General features: G+C 70.5%; 17 protein-coding genes and 1 riboswitch. Of the genes, 13 read left to right on the forward strand and 4 right to left on the reverse strand.

Features of this window, described 5'->3' with window-relative positions; all coding sequences use genetic code 11:
* Positions 1-292: 292 nt before the first annotated feature.
* The 4 genes from LAJ19_RS19020 to LAJ19_RS19035 all read left to right on the forward strand — a co-directional run bounded on the left by LAJ19_RS19020 (position 293) and on the right by LAJ19_RS19035 (position 2669).
* Positions 293-787: a hypothetical protein gene (locus tag LAJ19_RS19020; RefSeq protein WP_225524072.1), complete on the forward strand. Its 495-nt coding sequence runs from the start codon at positions 293-295 to the stop codon at positions 785-787.
* 71 nt (positions 788-858) lie between these two features.
* Positions 859-1308: a DUF1775 domain-containing protein gene (locus tag LAJ19_RS19025; protein ID WP_225524073.1), complete on the forward strand. Its 450-nt coding sequence runs from the start codon at positions 859-861 to the stop codon at positions 1306-1308.
* A gap of 70 nt (positions 1309-1378) precedes the next feature.
* Positions 1379-1768, forward strand: coding sequence for a copper resistance CopC family protein (locus tag LAJ19_RS19030; protein WP_225524074.1), 390 nt, complete (start codon positions 1379-1381; stop codon positions 1766-1768).
* A 1-nt stretch (position 1769) separates the two neighbouring features.
* Complete coding sequence (locus tag LAJ19_RS19035; RefSeq protein ID WP_225524075.1) at positions 1770-2669, forward strand: CopD family protein; 900 nt, start codon at positions 1770-1772, stop codon at positions 2667-2669.
* On the opposite strand, the gene LAJ19_RS19040 is transcribed toward LAJ19_RS19035, so the two are convergent.
* Positions 2561-3001, reverse strand: coding sequence for a response regulator (locus LAJ19_RS19040; protein WP_225524076.1), 441 nt, complete (start codon positions 2999-3001; stop codon positions 2561-2563). The genes LAJ19_RS19035 and LAJ19_RS19040 overlap by 109 nt on opposite strands.
* Positions 2998-5229, reverse strand: a complete 2232-nt coding sequence (locus LAJ19_RS19045; protein WP_285892312.1) for an ATP-binding protein — start codon at positions 5227-5229, stop codon at positions 2998-3000. The genes LAJ19_RS19040 and LAJ19_RS19045 overlap by 4 nt, the downstream gene beginning before the upstream one ends.
* A gap of 365 nt (positions 5230-5594) precedes the next feature.
* On the opposite strand from LAJ19_RS19045, the gene LAJ19_RS19050 reads away from it, so the two are divergent.
* The 5 genes from LAJ19_RS19050 (at position 5595) to LAJ19_RS19070 (ending at position 13135) form a co-directional block, all read left to right on the forward strand.
* The gene (locus LAJ19_RS19050) at positions 5595-6185 is read left to right on the forward strand and encodes a TetR/AcrR family transcriptional regulator (protein WP_225524077.1); all 591 of its coding nucleotides are present in this window, start codon (positions 5595-5597) and stop codon (positions 6183-6185) included.
* Positions 6186-6286: 101 nt separating this feature from the next.
* Positions 6287-7522 carry a TolC family protein gene (locus LAJ19_RS19055; protein WP_225524078.1) on the forward strand — a complete coding sequence of 412 codons (1236 nt, stop codon included), beginning with the start codon at positions 6287-6289 and terminating at the stop codon, positions 7520-7522.
* Positions 7519-8487 carry a TolC family protein gene (locus tag LAJ19_RS19060; protein ID WP_225524079.1) on the forward strand — a complete coding sequence of 323 codons (969 nt, stop codon included), beginning with the start codon at positions 7519-7521 and terminating at the stop codon, positions 8485-8487. Before LAJ19_RS19055 ends, LAJ19_RS19060 begins: the two co-directional genes overlap by 4 nt.
* 2 nt (positions 8488-8489) lie before the next feature.
* Positions 8490-9719 (forward strand): efflux RND transporter periplasmic adaptor subunit, encoded by a 1230-nt coding sequence (locus LAJ19_RS19065; RefSeq protein ID WP_225524080.1) that lies wholly within the window; start codon positions 8490-8492, stop codon positions 9717-9719.
* Complete coding sequence (locus LAJ19_RS19070) at positions 9716-13135, forward strand: efflux RND transporter permease subunit (protein ID WP_225524081.1); 3420 nt, start codon at positions 9716-9718, stop codon at positions 13133-13135. Before LAJ19_RS19065 ends, LAJ19_RS19070 begins: the two co-directional genes overlap by 4 nt.
* 82 nt (positions 13136-13217) lie before the next feature.
* Here LAJ19_RS19070 and LAJ19_RS19075 read toward each other — a convergent pair whose 3' ends face one another.
* Entirely contained in the window at positions 13218-13799 is a 582-nt protein-coding gene (locus LAJ19_RS19075; RefSeq protein ID WP_225524082.1) for a TetR/AcrR family transcriptional regulator, read from the reverse strand.
* A gap of 63 nt (positions 13800-13862) precedes the next feature.
* Between LAJ19_RS19075 and LAJ19_RS19080 the strand changes: the two genes are divergently transcribed.
* From LAJ19_RS19080 to LAJ19_RS19095, 4 genes are all read left to right on the forward strand, one after another.
* Entirely contained in the window at positions 13863-15053 is a 1191-nt protein-coding gene (locus tag LAJ19_RS19080) for an MFS transporter (RefSeq protein ID WP_225524083.1), read from the forward strand.
* 237 nt (positions 15054-15290) lie between these two features.
* Positions 15291-16277, forward strand: coding sequence for an HD-GYP domain-containing protein (locus LAJ19_RS19085; protein ID WP_225524084.1), 987 nt, complete (start codon positions 15291-15293; stop codon positions 16275-16277).
* A gap of 153 nt (positions 16278-16430) precedes the next feature.
* Positions 16431-16682: an M-like protein gene (locus tag LAJ19_RS19090; protein ID WP_225524085.1), complete on the forward strand. Its 252-nt coding sequence runs from the start codon at positions 16431-16433 to the stop codon at positions 16680-16682.
* 212 nt (positions 16683-16894) lie between these two features.
* Positions 16895-17389 (forward strand): hypothetical protein, encoded by a 495-nt coding sequence (locus LAJ19_RS19095; protein ID WP_225524086.1) that lies wholly within the window; start codon positions 16895-16897, stop codon positions 17387-17389.
* A gap of 85 nt (positions 17390-17474) precedes the next feature.
* Here LAJ19_RS19095 and LAJ19_RS19100 read toward each other — a convergent pair whose 3' ends face one another.
* The gene (locus tag LAJ19_RS19100; protein ID WP_225524087.1) at positions 17475-18659 is read right to left on the reverse strand and encodes a glycoside hydrolase family 16 protein; all 1185 of its coding nucleotides are present in this window, start codon (positions 18657-18659) and stop codon (positions 17475-17477) included.
* 15 nt (positions 18660-18674) lie between these two features.
* Positions 18675-18749: riboswitch (cyclic di-GMP riboswitch) on the reverse strand.
* Positions 18750-18848 lie beyond the last annotated feature (99 nt).

Genomic DNA, 18848 nt, shown 5'->3' on the forward strand with positions numbered 1-18848 from the left:
AGGACCCGGTCCGTCAGGGACTGCTGTATTACGCGGACGCCACGCATTTTGGGATCCTGGTGGGGTGCGCGAGTGCCTGGCCTGCGCGGTGCACGACGGGCACGTGGCAGGTGCGGCGGACGCTGCGCAGGAACACTTCGCTCTGGCAGAACCCGCCGTGCTTCTGCTGGACCAAAGGGTCCTGAGCGTCCCACACCGGTCCGCAGGACGGGGCTGGGCACACCCACAGCAGACCCTGAGCGGGGCGCAGGGCAGGACCTCCGCCCCGCGCGCGTGCGCTATGGTCCGGATGATGAAGGGCCGGACCCGGGGGCGCGCGCAGCGGACGCTGCTGGCGGTGCTGTGCCTGCTGGCGTCTCTGGGGTACCTGACCCGCGCGGCCGGGCAGCCCGGCCTGACGGGGTCCAGACTGATGAGCGCGGGCACCGCCGTGACGCTCGTCGCTGAGGCGGCGCGGCCGACCTCCTCGCCGCACCACCGGCATGCCGCGCCCGCTGCCACAGCGACCGGCGACGCAGTCAGCGCCAGCGTGGACCCCCGGTCTGCGGCGCAGCGGCCGGCGCTGCACCTGACTGGTCCGAACGCTCCTCCCTCAGGTGAGCACGACCGCCACGGTGCCCACTGTCCCTTCTGCTTCACGGCGGCGTTTGCTGTGGCGGCGGGGCTGTTTGCGGTGGTGCGCCCGCCCTCGCCTGAGCGGCGCACTCTGCCGGATGCAGCGGTCGCGCCCGCTCAGGTGGCCGCGGCTGTCCTGGCACGCGGCCCACCGCCCTTCCCGTTCAGCTGACCCCCCGGCCCCGCCGTTCCCGGCGGGCACCGGCCGGGCCGCCTTCCTCCCTACTGAACGAGGAGAACCCCATGCCCCGATTGAACTTCCCATTGGCGCTCGCTGCCGCCCTGCTGCTGACGGTCGCGTCGGCGCACGCCACCATCCGGACGGAAACTGGCCTCAGCGATAGCCGCGTTGCCCAGAGTGAAACATACCGCCTGAATGTGCCCACCGAGAAGAGCAGCGCCACCGTCCAGGTCCGCCTGGAGGTGCCTGCCGGTGTGGTGATCACCCGTTTCGAGGTGAGCCCCGGGTTCGGCCGCAGCGTGAAAACGAACGCGGACGGCCTGGTAACTGAAGTGACCTGGACCGGGCGGATCGCGCCTATGGAGTACGCCCGGTTCTTCTTTCAGGCGCGCAACCCGGCCGAAGCCGGCGAACTGGTCTGGAAGGTCTACCAGACGTACAGCGACGGCAGTGTAGTCGCCTGGGACGACAGCGCCGCCGCAACGCCCGCGAGCCGCACCACCGTTCGCTGAGGCGCGTCCGCAACCCTGCGCTGCTGATTCCCGCGCCTGCACCGGGTGCCGGCGCCCCTGGAGGTTTCCCATGCGTCAATTGCTGTCCTTGGCCCTGACCCTGCTGCTGTCCACCGCGCTGGCCCACACGGAGGTGACGGGCGTGACGCGCGGCGGCTCCGCGGCGGCCCCGACTGTCACCGTGACGTTCAGCGAACCGGTCGAACTGCGCTTCTCCACCTTCCGCGTGATGGCCGTCCCGGCCGGCCAGAGTGCCGGGGGGGCGGCGGCCGCCGCGCTGAAGGAAGCAGCTGGCAGCGCCCGGCTTGTGAACCTGCCCCCGGCGCGACTGACCACGGCGGCCCTGGCTCGGCTGCCGCTCAGACCGGGCCTGAAACGCGGCACGTACGTGGTGGCGTGGCGCCTGCTGTCTGAAGACGGCCACCCTGTGACCGGGTACCGCACCTTCCGCGTGCCCTGAGATGACGGCGCTGATGGGCATGCTGTCGTTTCTGGGACTGGCGCTGCTGCTGGGCGGCGCGTGGGCCCGCACGGTCCTGGGCACTGGCGACTTCCTGAAGCCCATGGGGGCCGGCGCGGCGCTGCTGGCCGTCGCCTGGGCCGGCCAGGCTGCCCTGACGCTGCACACCCTGGGTCTGGGCCCGGCGGACGCCGCAGGGTTCCTGACGTCAAGTGGGGTGGGGCGCGCGATGCTGCTGGGGGTGCTGGGCGCCACGCTGGCTCTGGCGGCCGCAGTGTCCGGCGCGCCGCCACTTCTGGCTGCGCCAGGCGCCGCGCTGTGCGTGTGGGGCGCGGCGGGCGTGGGGCACGGCGCGGGGCATGAGGTCTGGGTGCGGGCGCTGCATGCCACGCACCTGGGCGCCATGGGCCTGTGGGTGGGCGGCGTGCTGGCGCTGCTGGTCACCCGGCCGCTGGGCGTGCGGCACGCACGGCGCTTCACGCCGGTCGCGGTCGCCAGCGTGTCGCTCCTGGCGGTGAGCGGGCTGCTGATGGCGCAGGAGCACCTTCCTGACCTGAACGCCTGTACCGGCACCACGTACGGGCGGACACTGCTGCTGAAGCTGCTGCTGGTCACGGCCACGCTGGGCGCCGCAGCGCTGGTGCGGCGGGCCTTTCATACCCGCGAGCGCAGCGTGCGGCAGCTGCTGCTGCGCGAGACGCTGCTGCTGCTGGCCGTGCTGGGCGTCAGTGCGGCGCTGGCGAACACCCCGCCCCCACACGCGCATCCAGACCGCGGGCGCGCCGGGCGCGGTCAATTCGGGGCGTATGAGCGGGGCAGGCTGGCCACCCCGAACCAGTACGCTTCGAGCGACTTGATCAGGGCCAGGAAGGCGTCGAGGGTGTCGGGTTTGCTGACGTAGGAGTTCGCCTGAAGCGCGTACGCCCGCCGGATATCCATCTCCGCGTTGGAGGTCGTGAACACCACCACCACGAGCGGCGCGAGATCCGGGTCGGCGCGAATCATTTCCAGGGCCTCGAAGCCGTTCACGCGCGGCATGTTCAGGTCCAGCAGCACCAGGGGCGGCAGGCAGCCCGCGGCGTGCCGGTCGCGCAGCTGGTCGAGCGCGTCCTGCCCGTCACGCGCCACGGTGAGCTGCACCGGCAGGCCCGTGAGGTCCAGCGCGGATTCCAGCAGGAAGACATCGGCGAGGTTATCCTCGACGAGCATCAGCTGAATAGGGGGGCGGGTCACGCGGGGCCGCCTGGCGCGTCCGGCAGGGTCACGGTGAAGGTGCTGCCCTGCCCAGGTGCGCTGTGCACGCGCAGCGTGCCGCCGTGCAGCTGCGCGATTTTGCGACACAGCGCCAGCCCGATGCCGTTGCCGCCGCTGTCCTCCCGGCGCCCCAGCCGCTGGAACAACCCGAAGATCTTGTCGTGGTATTCCGGGGCGATGCCCGGCCCGGAGTCCTGCACGCTCAGGGCCCAGCCGCCGGGCTGCCGTGTGGCGCGCAGCGCGATGTCTTCGGCAGTCCCGGCGAAGGTCACGGCGTTGGTCAGCAGGTGACGCAGCAGGGTGCGCAGCAGTTCCGGGTCGGCCCGCACGACCGGCAGCTCTGCGGGCACGTCCAGGGTGGCGTCCTGGGGCAGTTCACCGCGCAGGTTCTGGATCACGTGCGTGAGGTTCACGGGGCGAGGCGTGAGCGGCGGGCCGGACAGCAGGGCCGTGTAGGTCTGCAGGTCGTGCGTCAGGGACCGCAGGCGCGCCGTCTCTGCGAGCATCACCTGAAGCATGTACTCCGCTCTGGCATCCACCTGGTCACTGAATTTCAGGCGGAACATTTCCGCGTACTGGGTAACGAGCCGCACCGGTTCATGCAGGTCATGTGCGATCACGAACGCGTACTGGCGCCACTCGGCGTTCGACTGCTGCAGCGCCGCATTCAGGTCCCGGAGCACAGACAGGCGTTCGCCCAGCGCGGCGGTCAGGAACTGCTGGACCTCGGCCGCCTCCTCCAGTTCCCCGTCGTGCCAGGGGGCCGACTGGCCGGCGACGGCCTGCAGGTAGGTGTCGAACGACCGCCGCGGGCCCAATTCATCTTTCGCCTGTTCAGGGGTGGCGCCGCCCCAGGCGATGGTGGTGGCCACTTCGGGCCGCAGCCACACGATCAGTTCCTGCCAGTCGCTGCCCACGCTGACGGCCAGTACGCCGCTGGCGCTGCGTTCCAGACCCACGGCGCCCGGCCACGCGGCGCGCAGGTGATCAGTGTGGTACAGCGGCGCCGGCTGGGCGCGCAGCCAGGCCAGCAGGTCCTCCACCTGGTCCGGGGCGGGCAGGGTGCCGCGGCCCTGCCAGCGGCCTTCGAACGCCACGATTACGCCGCCGGCGTTCATCAGGTTCATTAGGTCGTCCGCGTGCGCGGTGAAGGTCGTCAGGGGGGACGTGGAATGCGCCGCGGCGTGGCGCAGCCGCTCGCGCGGTCCGCGGCGCCCGGCGCGGAAGGCGTCTGTGTCTGCGCGAACCTTGATCTGCACCTGCAGGCTCAGGATGCGGCCCAGGTACTCCAGGGTGGTGCGCGTCTCGTGCGGCAGCACCAGCGGCGCGCCGTGGTGACAGGCGATCAGGCCCCACAGTGCGCCGTCCACCACGATGGACACCGACAGGCTGGACCGCACCCCCATGTTGCGCAGGTACTGCAGGTGCATGGGCGAGGTGCTGCGCAGCACCGCCCCGCCCAGTGGCGTGGGCGCGCCGGTGACGGGGTGCGCCACAGGAAGCAGGGGCGCGGCGGGCGCTTCGGTGTCGGCCGTAAGGCGCAGCAGGTGACGCACGTACAGCGCGCGCGCCTGCGGGGGAATGTCAGACGCGGGGTACCGGTGTCCCAGGAATGGACTCAGGTCCTCCCGGTGCGCCTCGGCGATCACTTCACCACTGGCGTCCGCACCGAACCGGTAGATCATCACGCGGTCAAAGCTGCTCACGTCCCGGATGACGCGCGCGGCGGCGGCCGTGAGGTCGTGCAGGGTCGCGGCGCGTTCCAGGGTGAACACGGCGTTGCGCAGGTCCGCAGACCAGAAGGCGTCCGGTGTGCCGCCCGGCTCGAATTCCAGGATCAGCAGCGAATTGGTGCGGTGCGCTGTCATCACGCGCCGTCCGGCCGGGACGGTCAGCAGCGCGCGGTGCTGCACGTGATCCGGTACGCCCTCCGGCAAGGCGCCGAGCAGGGCCTGCACCGTTTCGTCGCCCACGAGTGCCGCAAGAGGCTGGCCCAGCAGGGCTTCGGGCGCCCAGCCCAGCACGGGCGCGGCGTTTGCGCTGGCCTGCATGACCGTCAGGGTCTGTGGGTCGGCGGTCAGCAGGGCGCCGTGGGGCTGGACACTCCCCGGCAGGTGAATCGGCTCGCGTTCACAGTTGGTGGTGTCGATCGCCGGGCCCCCCAGTGACTCGGGGGTCAGGAACGTCTGCCCAACCACCTGGGTCACCGGCGGCCAGCGCTGTTCAGAGGAGTGGGGCGCCGCCGGGCGCTGTAGAGCAGCACACAGAACATCAGACCTGCACGGTACCATGGGGGGACCGGGGCTTCCGGCGCCGCCTGAAGAGACGCTCAAGACGCCTCTGGTGCGCTGGGAGAGGTGCGGCCAGCAGAGGAAACGTGACCTGGCGCGATCCCATCCCTGGGCCCGGCTCTTGTCCGTGTGGCCCCGGCGCTCATCAAGGCGTCAGGTGGTGCTGGCAGTTCAGGCAGGGTGCACGCCGCAGGCGGCTGACCGGGGCGAGACGCGGACGGTCATGCTCCCGGGTGGTGGGACCACTGTCCCGCCCCATATAATTGAGTATAGGCTCAGTTATGGCCCGGCCCCGACAGATCACGGATGCACAGATTGTGGAGGCGGCTCACGAGGTGTTTCTGGAGCAGGGCTTCGGCGCCACCACCGCAGCCATCGCGCGGCGCGCAGGCGTGTCTGAGGGCACCCTGTTCAACCGGTTTGCCAGCAAGGAGGATCTGTTCGTGGCGGCCATCGGCCTGAACGATTACGGGCAGTGGCGCGCGGCGCTCCTGGCCCAAGTGGGGACAGGCGACGTCCGGCGCAACCTGGAGCGCGCGCTGCTGACCATGCTGCGTGAGGCGGCCGGCCTGGTGCCAAAACTCATGGTGATGTTCTCCCGCGGGCACGATCCCTCTCACAACCTCATCCTGCAGCGCCTCGACGATCCGATGCGCGCGGACGCAAACGCGCTCGCCGCCTACCTGCAGGGGGAAGTTCAGCTGGGACGGGTGCGGCCGCTGGACGCCGACGTCACGGCGCTGAGTGTGGTGGGCGCCCTGACACATTTTGTGCACCGCGAGCAGATGCTCCCCAGCACGCAGGGCGCCCTGGACGCAGGCCGGTTCGTCCGGGGCCTGATGGACGTGCTGTGGCCCGGCCTGGCGCCGTAAGCAACAAGTGGAAGCCGCCCGCCAGTCATAAGTAAGTGTTCACTCGTTAATCGTGGGGGCGCTTCCCGGAACTGCCCCACCTCTCTTCCCTGAGGTCTGCCATGAACGAACCCATCCGATGGTCCCGCCGGCGGTCTGCGCTGCTGACCGCCACGCTGCTCTGCGACGCGGCCGCACAGACCGCGCCCCCTGCGAGGCCTGCGCCGACCGCTTCAGCACAAGTGGCGTTTTTGCCGGCGGCTGCGCTGGATGAGCGCCTGTCGGTCCCGCGGGGCTTGCCCGGCTGGCGCAGCGCCGATCTGAGGTGCCGCGCCGCGCAGCTCCAGCTTGACAGCGCGCGCGCGCGGGCCGGCCTGAAGCTCAGTGCCGGCGCCCACGGCACCCAGGAGGCGCTGCCCTGGTCCCCTACCCCTGAGGGGGTGCGCAGCCCTGACCGCGCCGTGGAGGCCCCCGCGCTGGAACTGCGCTCCAGCCGTGCGGCGCTGACCGCGCAGCTGAGATTCTCGGCGCGCGCGCTTGAGGTCGACTGCGCCCAGCGCGCGCAGGGTCTACTGACCGAAAGCGCTGTCCTGGAGCGGCAGGCGGCGCTGGAGGATGCCCGGGCAGCACAGGCCCGTACGGCGCGGAGCGTGGAGCAGGTCCAGCAGGCGCTCACACGCCGACTGACGGGTGAGGTACCTCTGCCCGGCCGTGTGGGCCTGGAGACGGCGCTGCCCGACCTCTCCCCCACCGGGGACCTGGAGAGGCTTCTGGGGCGGGCGAACGCTCAGCGGCCTGAGGGGCGGCGAGCCCAGTGGGCCGTTCTGTACGCGCAGGCAGGGCAGCGTGCTGCCCCGCTGGACGCGCGGCTTCCTAGCATAACAGCCAGCCTGCGTGCCGGGCAGCGCAGCGTGCCGCTGCGCGACACGGGCGGCGCCGTGAGCGGCGTTGCGCTCTCCCTAAGCGCGTCTATGCCGCTGCCGAGCACCGTGCGGGGGGCGGCGCTCACGCAGGCGGAGCTGGGGACCCAGCAGGCACACCCGGCCCTGGAGGCGGCGCAGCAGGCGGTGGAACTGGATGTTCAGTTGCCGTTCAGTGTCCTGCAGGACGAAGGCGCTGCGCTGCACGCTGCCCAGACCTGCGTGAGCGCGGCCACCCTGAATGTGCAGGCAGCGCGCGCCCGGCTGGACGCCGGCCTGAACCCCGCCCTGGACGCCGCGCTGGCTGACCTCGCGCTGCAACAGGCCCAGCAGGACCCCGTAGCGCTGGACGGCGCGGCATTGGCCCCGACAACCGCCCACCTCGACCCGCTGCTTCTGACCCTTCCCACTTCCTTGCCTTCCGGAGGCCGACCATGAAAATCCTGCATGCCCGCGTGCCCCTGATCGTGCTGACCCTGGTTGCGCTGAGTGGCGCCCACGCGCAGGTCGTCCTGACCCTGCCGGGCGCCGTGAACCGCGCCGTAACGCAGGGCGCAGACGTGACCACCGCCCGCGTCAACCTGCAAAAGGCGCAGGCGAACCTGCGAGCCGTGCGGGCCGATCCGGCGAGCATCATGACCACGCTCACACAGGCCGAGCAGGACGTTACCGCCCAGGCGGCCGCGCTTGACGCCGCGAAACTGGGTGCGGCGCAGGCGGCCGTGACCGGATACCTTCAGACCTTCGAGGCGGCGCTGCGCGTGACACTGTCGGGCGCGCAGGTGGCGCTCAGCGAACGGCAGCTGAAGATTGCGCAGGCCCGTCTGGCGGCGCGCGTGGCGACGGCCCTGGACGTGAGCCGCGCGCAGAACGCCCTGAGTAGCGACCGGCAGGACCTCGTCAGTGCCCGGGGGCAGCTGCCGGTCCTGGAAGCCACGCTGGCCCGCATCCTGAACGTTGCGGGCGGCACTGACCTGAAGCTGAGTGCGCCGCCCGCCGCACCGAAGCTCAGCGCGACGCTCGCCGCGCTGCAGACCGGTCTGGACAAGCGTATGCCCTCCCTGGTGCAGGCGCAGCGCGGCCTGGAGGACGGCCTTCGCGCCGCACAGACCGGCGTGCGTGAGGCGTACCGCGCCGCGCTGGACGCCCAGGCGCGCGTGAGCATCGCGCAGGCGGCGGCGCGCACCGCACAGCAGAACCTCACGCAGTCCCAGGCGCGCCTGAAGGCCGGCACGGCCGCCGCCGTGGAAGTGCAGCAGGCGCAACTGGGTGCCCAGCAGGCGCAGCTGGGGGTCCAACAGGCGCAGAACACCGTGTGGCGGGCCCTGGCGGCTCTGAGTGCGGCGTCCGGCGTGGACGTGACTGGCCTGAATGTCCTCACCGCCACGGGGCCGGTGAACTGAGCGTGCGCCGCTCCCTTCCCCTGCTGCTCCTGACCCTCACGCTGGGGGCCTGCGCTGGCCAGAAGGCCCAGAGCCGCAACGACCTGGACGCAACGCCCGCCAAGAGCACCACCCTGCAGGTCACGACTGTCGCGGCCCGCAGTGGAACGCTCACCGCGCAGCGCAGCGCGAGTGCCACGGTCCAGGCCCAGCGGGACGCGCAGGTGGCCGCGCTGACCGGCGGGACCGTGAAGTCCCTGCTGGCCTGCGAGGGCGAGCAGGTCGCGCGCGGGCAAGTGATCGCGCAGCTCGACGACACGCCGCAGCGACAGGCGCTGCAGAACGCCCGGCTTCAGCTGCAGCAGGCCCAGATCAGCCTGGCGCAGACGCGCCGCACCGCGCAGGGCGCGGATGCCAGCCTGCAGGCGGCCGTGAGTGCCGCGCAGGCCAGCCTCGCGCAGGCGCAGTTGGGCGCGCAGAGCGCCGAAAAGCTATACCGGCTGGGCGGCGTCAGCCTCGCGGACCTTCAGGCCGCGCGGGCGCAGCTGGCGCAGGCGCAGAGCAGCGTCGCGCAGGCCCGCAACGCCCTGGCGCAGAACGGGAAGAGCGCCCAGAACAGCGTGCCGCTGCAGGAAGTGCAGCTCGCGCAGGCGCAGGCGGGCGTGCAGCAGGCCCAGGAGAACCTGACGCGCACCGCGGTGCGGGCACCTTTTGCGGGAAGGGTGGCGGCACTGAGCGTGGAGGTCGGTGAGTTCGTGGGCCAGGGCGCCCCGGTGTTCCGGCTGGTGGACCCAGGCAGCATCCGCGTGAAGTTCAGCGTTGCGGCGGCTGACGCCGCGGCCCTGACAGACGGCGCGACCCTGAATGTCGGGTTCGGCGGCGAGAACTACGTGGGGGTCGTGACCGGAACGCCCGGCATTGCGGGCACCAACCGCCTCGTGCCGGTCACGGCGCGCGTGCAGGGCGGCGCGAACCTGCCGGTCGGGGCGGTGGCGCAGGCGCGCTACCGGGTCACGCTGGGCCGCGGGGTCCTGGTGCCCAGCGGAGCGGTGCAGGCGGACGCCGGGCAGAATGTCGTGTACACGGTGTCCGGCGGCGCGGCGCGGCGCACGCCGGTGACGGTGCTGGCCGAAAGCGCCGGGCTGGTGGCGCTGCGCGGGCTGAGCGCCGGTGCGGCGGTGGTGAACCCCGTGCCGGCCAGCCTTCAGGACGGCGCGAAGGTGCAGTCGCGCGTGGCGGGAGCTGCGCAGTGAGCACGCACGAGCCTGCGGAGTTCCGTCAGCCGCCGGGCACGCTGCCGGACGGCACGCCGGAGCCGGCCGTGCATCCCCTGGTGCGCTTCAGCGTACGCAACTACGTGTTCTCCATCGGTATTTTCGTGCTGCTGGTCCTCGCGGGCTTCGTGGCGACCCTGCGCCTGGGTGTGGAACTGCTGCCGAACTTCGAGGTGCCGGTCCTGGCCGTCTCGACGCCGTACCCCGGAGCCAGTCCGGATCAGGTGGACCGTGAGGTGAGCCGCCGTATTGAGGACGCGGTGAGCACCCTGGCGGGCGTGCAGGACATCAACACCACCTCGGTCAGCAACCAGTCGGCGGTGGTCATCACGTTCAGTGACGACACGAACGTGGATTCCGCGGCGAACAGTGTTTCGCAGGCCGTCGCTGCCATTCGGGGGACACTCCCGGACGGCAGCGAGGCGCCGGTCGTGCAGAAGTTCGACCCGAACGCCACGCCGATCCTGACGCTGGCCCTGCTGGGCGGCAGCGCGCCGCCCGCGCAGGTCACGGCGTTCGCCGAGGACGTGCTCGTGCCGCGCCTGGAACGCGTGGACGGCGTGGCTGACGTCACGGTCAGCGGCGGTCCGGAACGGCAGGTGCAGGTGCTGCTGGACCCCGCCCGGTTGCAGACGTACAACCTGACGCCCGGGCGGGTCACGCAGGCGATCGGGGCGAGCGCCCTGGACCTCCCGGCCGGAACGGTGTCGCAGGGCGGCACGCAGACTCAGTTCGCGACGCGCAACACGCCGCACAGCGCCGCGGACGTGGCGGCCATTCCAGTGGACAGCACCTCGGGCGTGCAGGTCCGCGACGTGGCGCGCGTGCGTGACAGCGCGGCGCGCGCGCGGAACCTCGCGCGCGTGAACGGGCAGCCGGCGGTGCTGCTCGCGGTGCGCAAGGGCAGCGGCACGAATTCCGTGCAGGTGGCCGACAGCGTCCGCGCCGTCATGGAAGCCCAGCCGCTCCCGCAGGGGTACCGGCTGAGTCTGGCAAGTGACACCACACGCGAAACGCGCGCCACCGTCAAGGACACCTTCAAGGAGTTTCTGCTGGCGATCGGGGCCGTGGGGGTTATCTGCCTGCTGTTTCTCGGGCGCCTGAACACGGTGCTGGCGGTGGTCCTGGCCATTCCCATCTCGGTGAGTGCCGCGCCGCTGCTCTACGCTTCGCTGGGGTTCACGTTCAACATCATCTCGCTCCTGGCGATCATCGTGGCGATCGGGATCGTGGTGGACGACTCGATTGTGGTGGCGGAGAATGTCCAGCGCTACCGCGACCTGGGGTACAGCCCGGTCCGCAGCGTGCTGCTGGGCGCCAGCGAGGTGTTCAGCGCCGTGACGGCCGCGAGTTTCTCCCTGCTGGCCGTGCTGATTCCCCTGAGCCTGATGCCCGGCATTCTGGGGCAGTTCTTCAGTCAGTTCGGGTTGGGCATCGCGGCGGCCATCGTGCTGTCGTGGCTGGAGAGTCTGCTGTTCCTGACGGTCCGCATGGCGTACACCCGCGACCCGGCGCCGGTCACGTGGCGGGACGTGCCGGGCGTGCTGGGCCGCTTTCCGGCGCTGCTGGGCAACAGTCTGAGGGCGGTGCGGACTGTGGGGGGATGGCTGGCGCTGGCCGTGGCGGGCGCCGGGCTGAGCGCGCTGCTGCGGCACGCCGGACTGAGCGTGCCGGTGGCGGTGGCCCTTGGCGCGCTGCTCGCGCCGCTTACCCTGGCCGGCGCGCGGTTCGTGCTGGGCGCCGCGCTGGCGGTTCTGGAAGCCCTGACCGGCACCCTGCACGGCGTGGTGAACGGCGCCCTGCAGCGCACGGCGAGCGCCTACGCCCGCAGCCTCACGGTGGCGCTGCGCCGGCCGTGGCTGGTCATGCTGACAGCGCTGCTATTCCTGCTCAGCGCGCCGCTGGCCCTGCGCGGGGTGGGTTTCGCGTTTACGCCGAAGACCGACAGCGGCATCCTGACCGTGGATCTCAGCCTGCCCACCGGCACGGACCTGGGGGTCACGAACCGCGTCACGGCTCTGCTGGAAGACGCGCTGCTCGCCCGGCCGGAAGTGAAGCTCGTGGAGACGAGTGTGGGGTCCGGCAACGCGGTCAGTGGCGCCAACGCGAACAAGGCCGCCCTGAGCGTGACGTTGATTCCCAAAACCGAGCGCGCGCCCATTGAGGACCTGGTCGCGCGGTACACGCGGGCGCTCACCCCCATTGCGGCGGGCGTGCCCGGCAGTGAGCTGCGCGTCGCCACGCAGCAGAACGGGCCGGGCGGCAGCGCAGACATCTCGCTGGCGCTGACCGCGCCGGATCAGGTGACGCTGGTGGAACGCAACCGCGCGGTGGTGCGCCTGCTCTCGCAGGACCCGAAGCTGCTCAGCGTGAACAGCAGCCTCAGCGCCACCCGGCAGGAACGGACCTTCCTGCCGGACACCACCCGCCTGGCCGGAACCGGCCTGAGTGCCAGCGACGTGGCCCAGGCGCTGCGCACGTACAACGACGGCACGGTGGCGGGCAGCGTCCGCGACGGGGACCGCAGCGTGGACATCGTGGTGCGGCTGGATCCGGCATTGATCAGCAGTGAGCAGAGCCTGCTCGACCAGACGGTGTACTCTCAGGCGCTCGGCGCGAACCTGAGCCTGTCGCAGCTGGGCGCCTTCGAGCTGTCCCAGGCGCCCGCGACACTCACCCGCCTGAACAAGGCGTACACGGCCACGCTGAACATCAACCTCGTCAGGGGCGGGCCCAACCCCTTTGCCTACCAGCAGACCCTCGTTCAGCGCGTCGAGGCCGCCGGGCTGCTCCGGGGCGGCGTGACGCTCGGAAACGCCAGTTCGTTCGGCAGCGCAGGCCTGACCGGGGACCTCGTGTTCTACGGGCCGATTCTGATGGTGGTGGCGATTCTGCTCACGTACCTGGTGCTGGGCAGTCAGTTCAACTCGTTCCGGTACCCGGTCTACCTGCAGCTGCCGATTCCCATCGCTGTGGTGGGCGCCCTGTGGACCCTGAATCTTTTTGGGGTGAACCTGGACGTGATCACGGTGCTGGGGATGGTCATCCTGCTGGGCCTGTCGACCAAGAACGCCATTCTGTACCTCGAGTTCGTCACGGAGCGGGCCCGCAGCCTGCCGCTGCGTGAGGCGCTCGTCGAGGCGGCAGAGTTGCGCTTCCGGCCGATCCTGATGACCACCCTGACCGTGCTGGTGATCAGCGTTCCGCTGATCGTGGGTCAGGGTGAGGGGGCAGAGTTCCGCCGGGGCCTGGGCATCGTCATTCTGGGCGGCGTGATTACGTCGACGCTCCTGACCTTCTACGTGGTGCCGAGCGTGTTCTGGCAGTTTGAACGCCGGCGCGTGCATCCGGACGTGCCGCCCGCGCCGGGCGCCGCCGTGGGCGCCGGCGACTGAGCCCTGCCCGCCGGGCTGGCTCGGCCCTGGTTCAGGCCAGCCCTCCAGGTCTGTCGGGTTGGTCGGCGCGCCGCCACACCGCTCACCCGGGCGGGCTGGGGGGCTGGGCGAGGCGCACGAGGAGGCCGGCGAGTTCGTCGGCCGCCTGGTCGTCCATGGGGCCGCTGTGCAGCAGGAGCCGGTACCAGACCGGCCCGAGGATGAGGTCCACGAGGGTGTCGGTGGGGGGCGTGAGGAGGGCGCCCTGCTCAGCGTGCCGGTGCAGGAGGGTGGTGATCTGGCGGCGGCGACGGCTGAGGTGGCGTTCGCGAAGTTCGGTCAGGAATTCGGGGTCCTGAAGGGCTTCGGTGACGAGCGCGCGGTTGGTGACGCCGCATTCGCCGCGCAGGGTGGCGAAGGTGGCGCGCAGCAGGGCCTGCAGGTCACCGGAGAAGGTGCCGGTGTCGGGCAGTTCGGGCAGAAGATCGGCCTGTTCGGCGAACGCATCGAGAATCAGGGCGCGTTTGTGCTTCCAGCGGCGGTAGAGGGTCTGCTTGGAGATGCCGGTGCGGTCGGCAACGGCTTCCATGGTGATGGCGGCGTAGCCGTGTTCGCGCAGCAGCTCGAAGGCGGCCTGGCGTGCAGCGTCGGAATGGGCGTGGTTGCGGGGTCGGCCGGGCGGCATGTGCCGTTCAGTATAGGTGCGCGGCGGCTTGACATTACGTGACGTCTCGTATTGAATTCCATTATGTTACGCGGCGTTCCGAAACCTGCTCCGGCCCTGTTCACCCTGGCCCTCGCATACTTCACCCTGGGAACCGCCGCCCTGTCCGTCGTCGGCCTCAGCCTGCCCATCAGCCACACCTTCCACATTCCTGCCGTGCAGACCGGTCTGCTCGTCACGGCCTTCGCGCTGACCTTCGCCGTCGCCGCGCTGCTCGTTCAGAGCGCCGCCGGCCACTGGCCCCGCAAACGCCTGCTTCTGACCGGCCTCGCCGTCCTCGCCACCGGCCTGATCGCCGGTGCGTTCGCCCCCAGCTTCCCGGCCCTGCTTCTTACCCGCGCCCTGGTCGCCGTGGGCGCCGCCATGATCGGCCCAGTCGCTTCAGCCACCGGCAGCCAGCTCGTTGAGCCCAACCAGCAGCCCCAGGCGCTGGCCACCGTCTTCGCCGGGTTCAGCTTCTCCTCCGTCCTGGGCGTTCCTCTGGCCGCAGCGCTCGGTCCGGTCCTCGGGTGGCGCGGCACCCTGCTTGCCCTCGCCGCCCTGGCCGCGCTGACCGCCCTGCTGATCGCGCGTCTGGTTCCCGCCGTTCCCGGCGGCTCACGCGTCACCCCCGCCCTTTACCGACGCGCGCTGCTCTCCCCTGGCGTGCGGCCCGCCCTGGGCGCAAGTCTGCTGCAGCTCGCGGCGGTCTTCGTGGTGTACGGCGTGACCAGCAGCTACCTCGCCGACCGTTTCGGCAGCGCCGGCCCCTGGATTTCCCTGACCCTGCTGGCTTTTGGCATGGCCGGGATCGTCGGCAACAGCGTTGCCGGCCCGCTGACCGCCCGGTACGGTCACGCCCGGACCCTCACCCTCAGTCTGACCGGCAGCATCCTGGTCGCCGTCGCTCTGCTGACCCTGCCGCACACGCCCGCAGCGGGCGCCGCCGCCTTCGCCGCCATGTCCTTGTTCGGGCAGATGTTTCAGGCCCCCCAGCAGGCCCGCCTGATTCACCTGAACCCCAGCGAACGCGGCCTGATGCTCGCCCTGAACTCCAGCGTGGTGTATCTGGGCATCAGTTTTGGTTCGTGGCTGGGCAGCGCCCTGTTGCCCGGCCTGGGCGCGCAGCCGCTGGCGTGGCTGACCCTGGCCCTGGGGCTGCTGGCCGCGGCGGCCAGCCACGCCGCGCGGCGCGCGCCTCACCTCCGCGGCCGCCCGGAACTGCCGTTGCCCTGACCGGGCCTGTCAGAGACCCGTGACAGTCCTGAGGCCCTGCGGAGCGCTCCAGGTTCTTTTCACACCTCAGCGGCCTCGTTTCCCGGAGGTTCGACTCCGGCGCGGCCAGTCAGACGGTGCACCCGGGCCCGTGCAGGTGAGGGTTATGTGACGGGCCGCCTGTCACCATGAGGAATCCATGAAGCAGGGTGCGGCGCGTGTCGGCCCCAGTGCACCGTTCTTCCGGAGGCTCCGCGTATGACCCAGACCCATCCTGTCACCCCTGCCGACCCGCAGGCGCTTTTTGAACACGCCGGCGCCGGCCTGCTGGAAATCGCCTTTGACGGAACCATCCTCCAGATCAACCCCAGCGGCGCCGAGTTCTTCGGCCGCTCACGCGCCGCTCTGACCGGCGTCAGTGTCCTCGACGTCACGCACCCGGACGACGTGGCGCGCACGCTCGAAGCGCTCAGCCGCGTCATTCACGGTGAAGCGCACGCCGCCGTGCTGGAAAAGCGCTACGTCCGCGCCGACGGCGAGATCGTCTGGTCCCGCTCACGCGTGTCGCTGCTTCCGCCTCAGAACGCGCCCGCCACCTCAGTGGTCGCGGTGATCGCCGACATCACCGAACTCAAACGTGCCCAGCAAGAGCTTGAAACGCTCAACCGGGCCCTGCAGGACACACTGGAGGGCGGCCTGCTGGGCCTGGGGATCGCCCTGGAAGCCCGGGACCTGGAAACGTCCGGGCACACGGTCCGCGTGATGGACCTCAGCCATCAGCTGGGCACCGCCCTGGGCCTCAGTGGCGTGACCCTCAACGAACTCAAGCACGGCGCCAGCCTGCACGACCTGGGCAAACTGACCATCCCGGACGCCGTGCTGTGCAAGCCCGGCCGGCTGGACCCTGCCGAGTGGGCCCTGATGCAGACGCACGCCCACAATGGGCACGCCATCGCCTCCCGCATTCCCACTCTGGCCCGCGCAGCGCTGGACGTGATCCGCCACCATCACGAACGCTGGGACGGCTCGGGCTACCCCGACCGGCTCGCCGGGGAGCGCATTCCGCTGCTCGCAAGAATCTTCACGGTCTGCGACGTGTATGACGCCCTGATCAGTGAACGCCCGTACAAGTCCGCCTGGACGCACGACGACGCCCTGAAGGAACTCCGCGCGCAGCGCGGCCGTCAGTTCGACCCGCACGTCGTCGACGCGTTCGTGTCGTTGTTCCGGCCTCACGCCGCGTGACCCGGTACGTTCAGCGCCGCAGACGTCCGGCCTGATCACCGTCAGCCGCCCGGCGTGGCGCCCCTGCGCCTGTCAGCGAACGGGTGGGCAATGGTGGCGCCCGGTTTAGGGAAAGCTCACTCAGGCGCCTGCGCGCTCCCGGTAGGGTGAGGCATGTCCGACGACAAGAACAAGACCGGCACGCCGCCGCTGACGGAAGAGAATGTCCGGAACGTGGACCTGCAGTTCATGGGCCGCACCGATGAGCACCGCGACGCTGTCCAGGACGCCGACGCTGAAGCGACCGTCGCTGACGGCTACACCGAACACGGCCTCGACAAGCAGGACGTGGCCTCCAACGGAAGCATGATCACCAGCGACCCGGCGAGCACCACCCCCGGCCACGACACCTCAGAGGACACCTGATTGCCCTGAAGGAAAGCGCTCCGTACCGGAGCTGAGCCCCTGATGTAGGGAGAGAGGCGCCCCGCGGCGCCTTTCTTTACGCAGCTCAGCGGGCCGGCCCCGCGGCCCTGCCCGGTTCACGGCCCTCGTGCTGCCCCCGGAGGCCCGGGAAGGCGCGCGCCGCCCTGCACTGTTTCCCATCTGGTCGGCCTATAGTGAGCCGGAGGTGGACCGTGAACGACACTGAACAGGCGCTCAACGTGATTGAAGCGTGGCAGCGCGGCGAGACGGCGCGTGACGCGGTAATCACGCACCTGACGGCCCTGGAACGGGATCAGGGCGGCGTGGTCACTGGCGTGATTGCCACCCTGACGCCACACGCCCCCCCGCACGATCAGCCGCAGGGAACCGGCGAGCCTCGCGGCGGCACACTGCTGTGGCGCGAGGAACTGATGAACAGCCGCGCCCGCACCTGGACCGGTCCGGACGCCGCGGGGTTGCTGGTCGGGCCCACGGTGCTGCTCCTCACGGACGGCCGGCAGGGCGTGGTGATTGGCGAGCGGGACACGCGGGCCCTGTCGGCCAGCGTGAGTGCGTCCGTGATGCTGCTGTGCCAGACGATCGTGATGGCGCAGCACGCCCTGGACGAACGGGACGTGAACGACCTGCGCAAGCAGCGGGTTGAGAGCACGTCCACGTCCATGTCCGAGATTGAGATTATTCGCTGACGGGTCCACCTGGGTCCGGAACGCCACGAACCCAGCACGCCGCCGCCCGCCTGAAACTGGCGGGCGGCGGCGTGCTGAGCGGGGTTCAGCGCACGGCGCCGGTGGCACTCAGGGTGTAGGCGGGGGCGCGGCTCGACCACACGACCCGGGCGTAGTACGTGGTATTGGGTTTCAGTGTCAGGGTGACGCTGTCGGTGCTGGCTTTGCTCCTGCGGCTGCTGCCCAGCAGGGTGGCGCCGTCCGCAGCGTAGATTTCCAGATCGCTGTTCCAGTCGGTGGCGACCGACACGGTGCTCAGGCCGCCTGCGTCGGTGCTGGTGAAGCTGAACCAGTCGCGGGTGTCCGCGCTGCTCAGCGTGCCCTGGGCCGGCGCAGCTTTCGTGAACGCCACGGCGCCCGCAGCGGTGTCGTCGGTGGGGGCGCTCACCACGGGCGTGGTGCCGGTCGTGTCGGCCGCGCCAGCAGGGGTGAAGCTCACGTAATCCACGAGCATGTACGAGGTACCGAGGGAGGCCACGCCGCCCCACCCGGTGGAGTTGGTGGGCCACAGGTTCAGCATCAGGTGCGCGGCCGCGCTGGGAAGGACGCCGGTCGTGGTGCGTTTCAGCACGCCGTCTATGTAGAAATCGATTTTGGTGGCGCTCCAGTCCCAGCGGTACGTGTGGAAGGCCTGCGTGAGGTTGGCGCCGCCCGCGCCGCCGGTGCCGTAGTCGTGGCGGGCGGTGGTCTGCCAGGCGCCCATCCAGTCGGTGGTGGGGTTCTGACCTTCGATCTCGTGGTCGATTTCCGTTTCGGAATTGTTGACGTAGTTGAAAAAGGCGCTGATGTTGCCGCTGCTGCCGGTCCCGGCGACGGACGGGTCGGCGCTGCTGCTCGCGGCGCGCACCCGGGCTTCGTAGGTCCCGTAGCCGTACTGGGCGCTGGTGGCGACCTCGGCGCCGCTGGCGAGGAGACCGGCCGTCACGTCGAGTTTCATGACGAGGTAGCCGTCTTTGACGGTGACGTTCTGGGTGTTCCACAGGCCGGTCAGGCCGTCGCGGGCCCAGAAGGGCGTCCAGCTGCCTCCCGACACGGACCAGCGGGTGGTGTCGAGCGTGGTGAAGTCGTCGCGCCAGCTGCCGGTCACGGCCTGGGTCTGCACGGTCTGGTCGGCGGCGGCGGCAGGTTCGGCAGCGGGGGCGTCGGGGCTGGAGGTGGTGGAGCAGGCGGCCAGAAGGGCGGAGGTGACGGCAGCCAGGGCAATGGTTTTCAGGGTGGTGATCTGCAGCATGGGGTTCTCCCTTCTTTCGGTGGCTCGGCCAACCTCATGGGTTCCGGAGCTTTGCGTCCCCGTCTTGCGACGGGTTTGCCGTTTCGGTGGCGGGATGAACCCCCGTGGGCTCATCGATGGCTGTACCTTAAGAGGATCTTAATGACAAAGGCCTTACACAACAAGCGTCTCAAAACGCTTAATTTCAGT

Origin of the sequence: Deinococcus taeanensis (genome assembly GCF_020229735.1) — a bacterium.
In the GTDB taxonomy this organism is placed as follows: Bacteria; Deinococcota; Deinococci; order Deinococcales; family Deinococcaceae; genus Deinococcus; species Deinococcus taeanensis.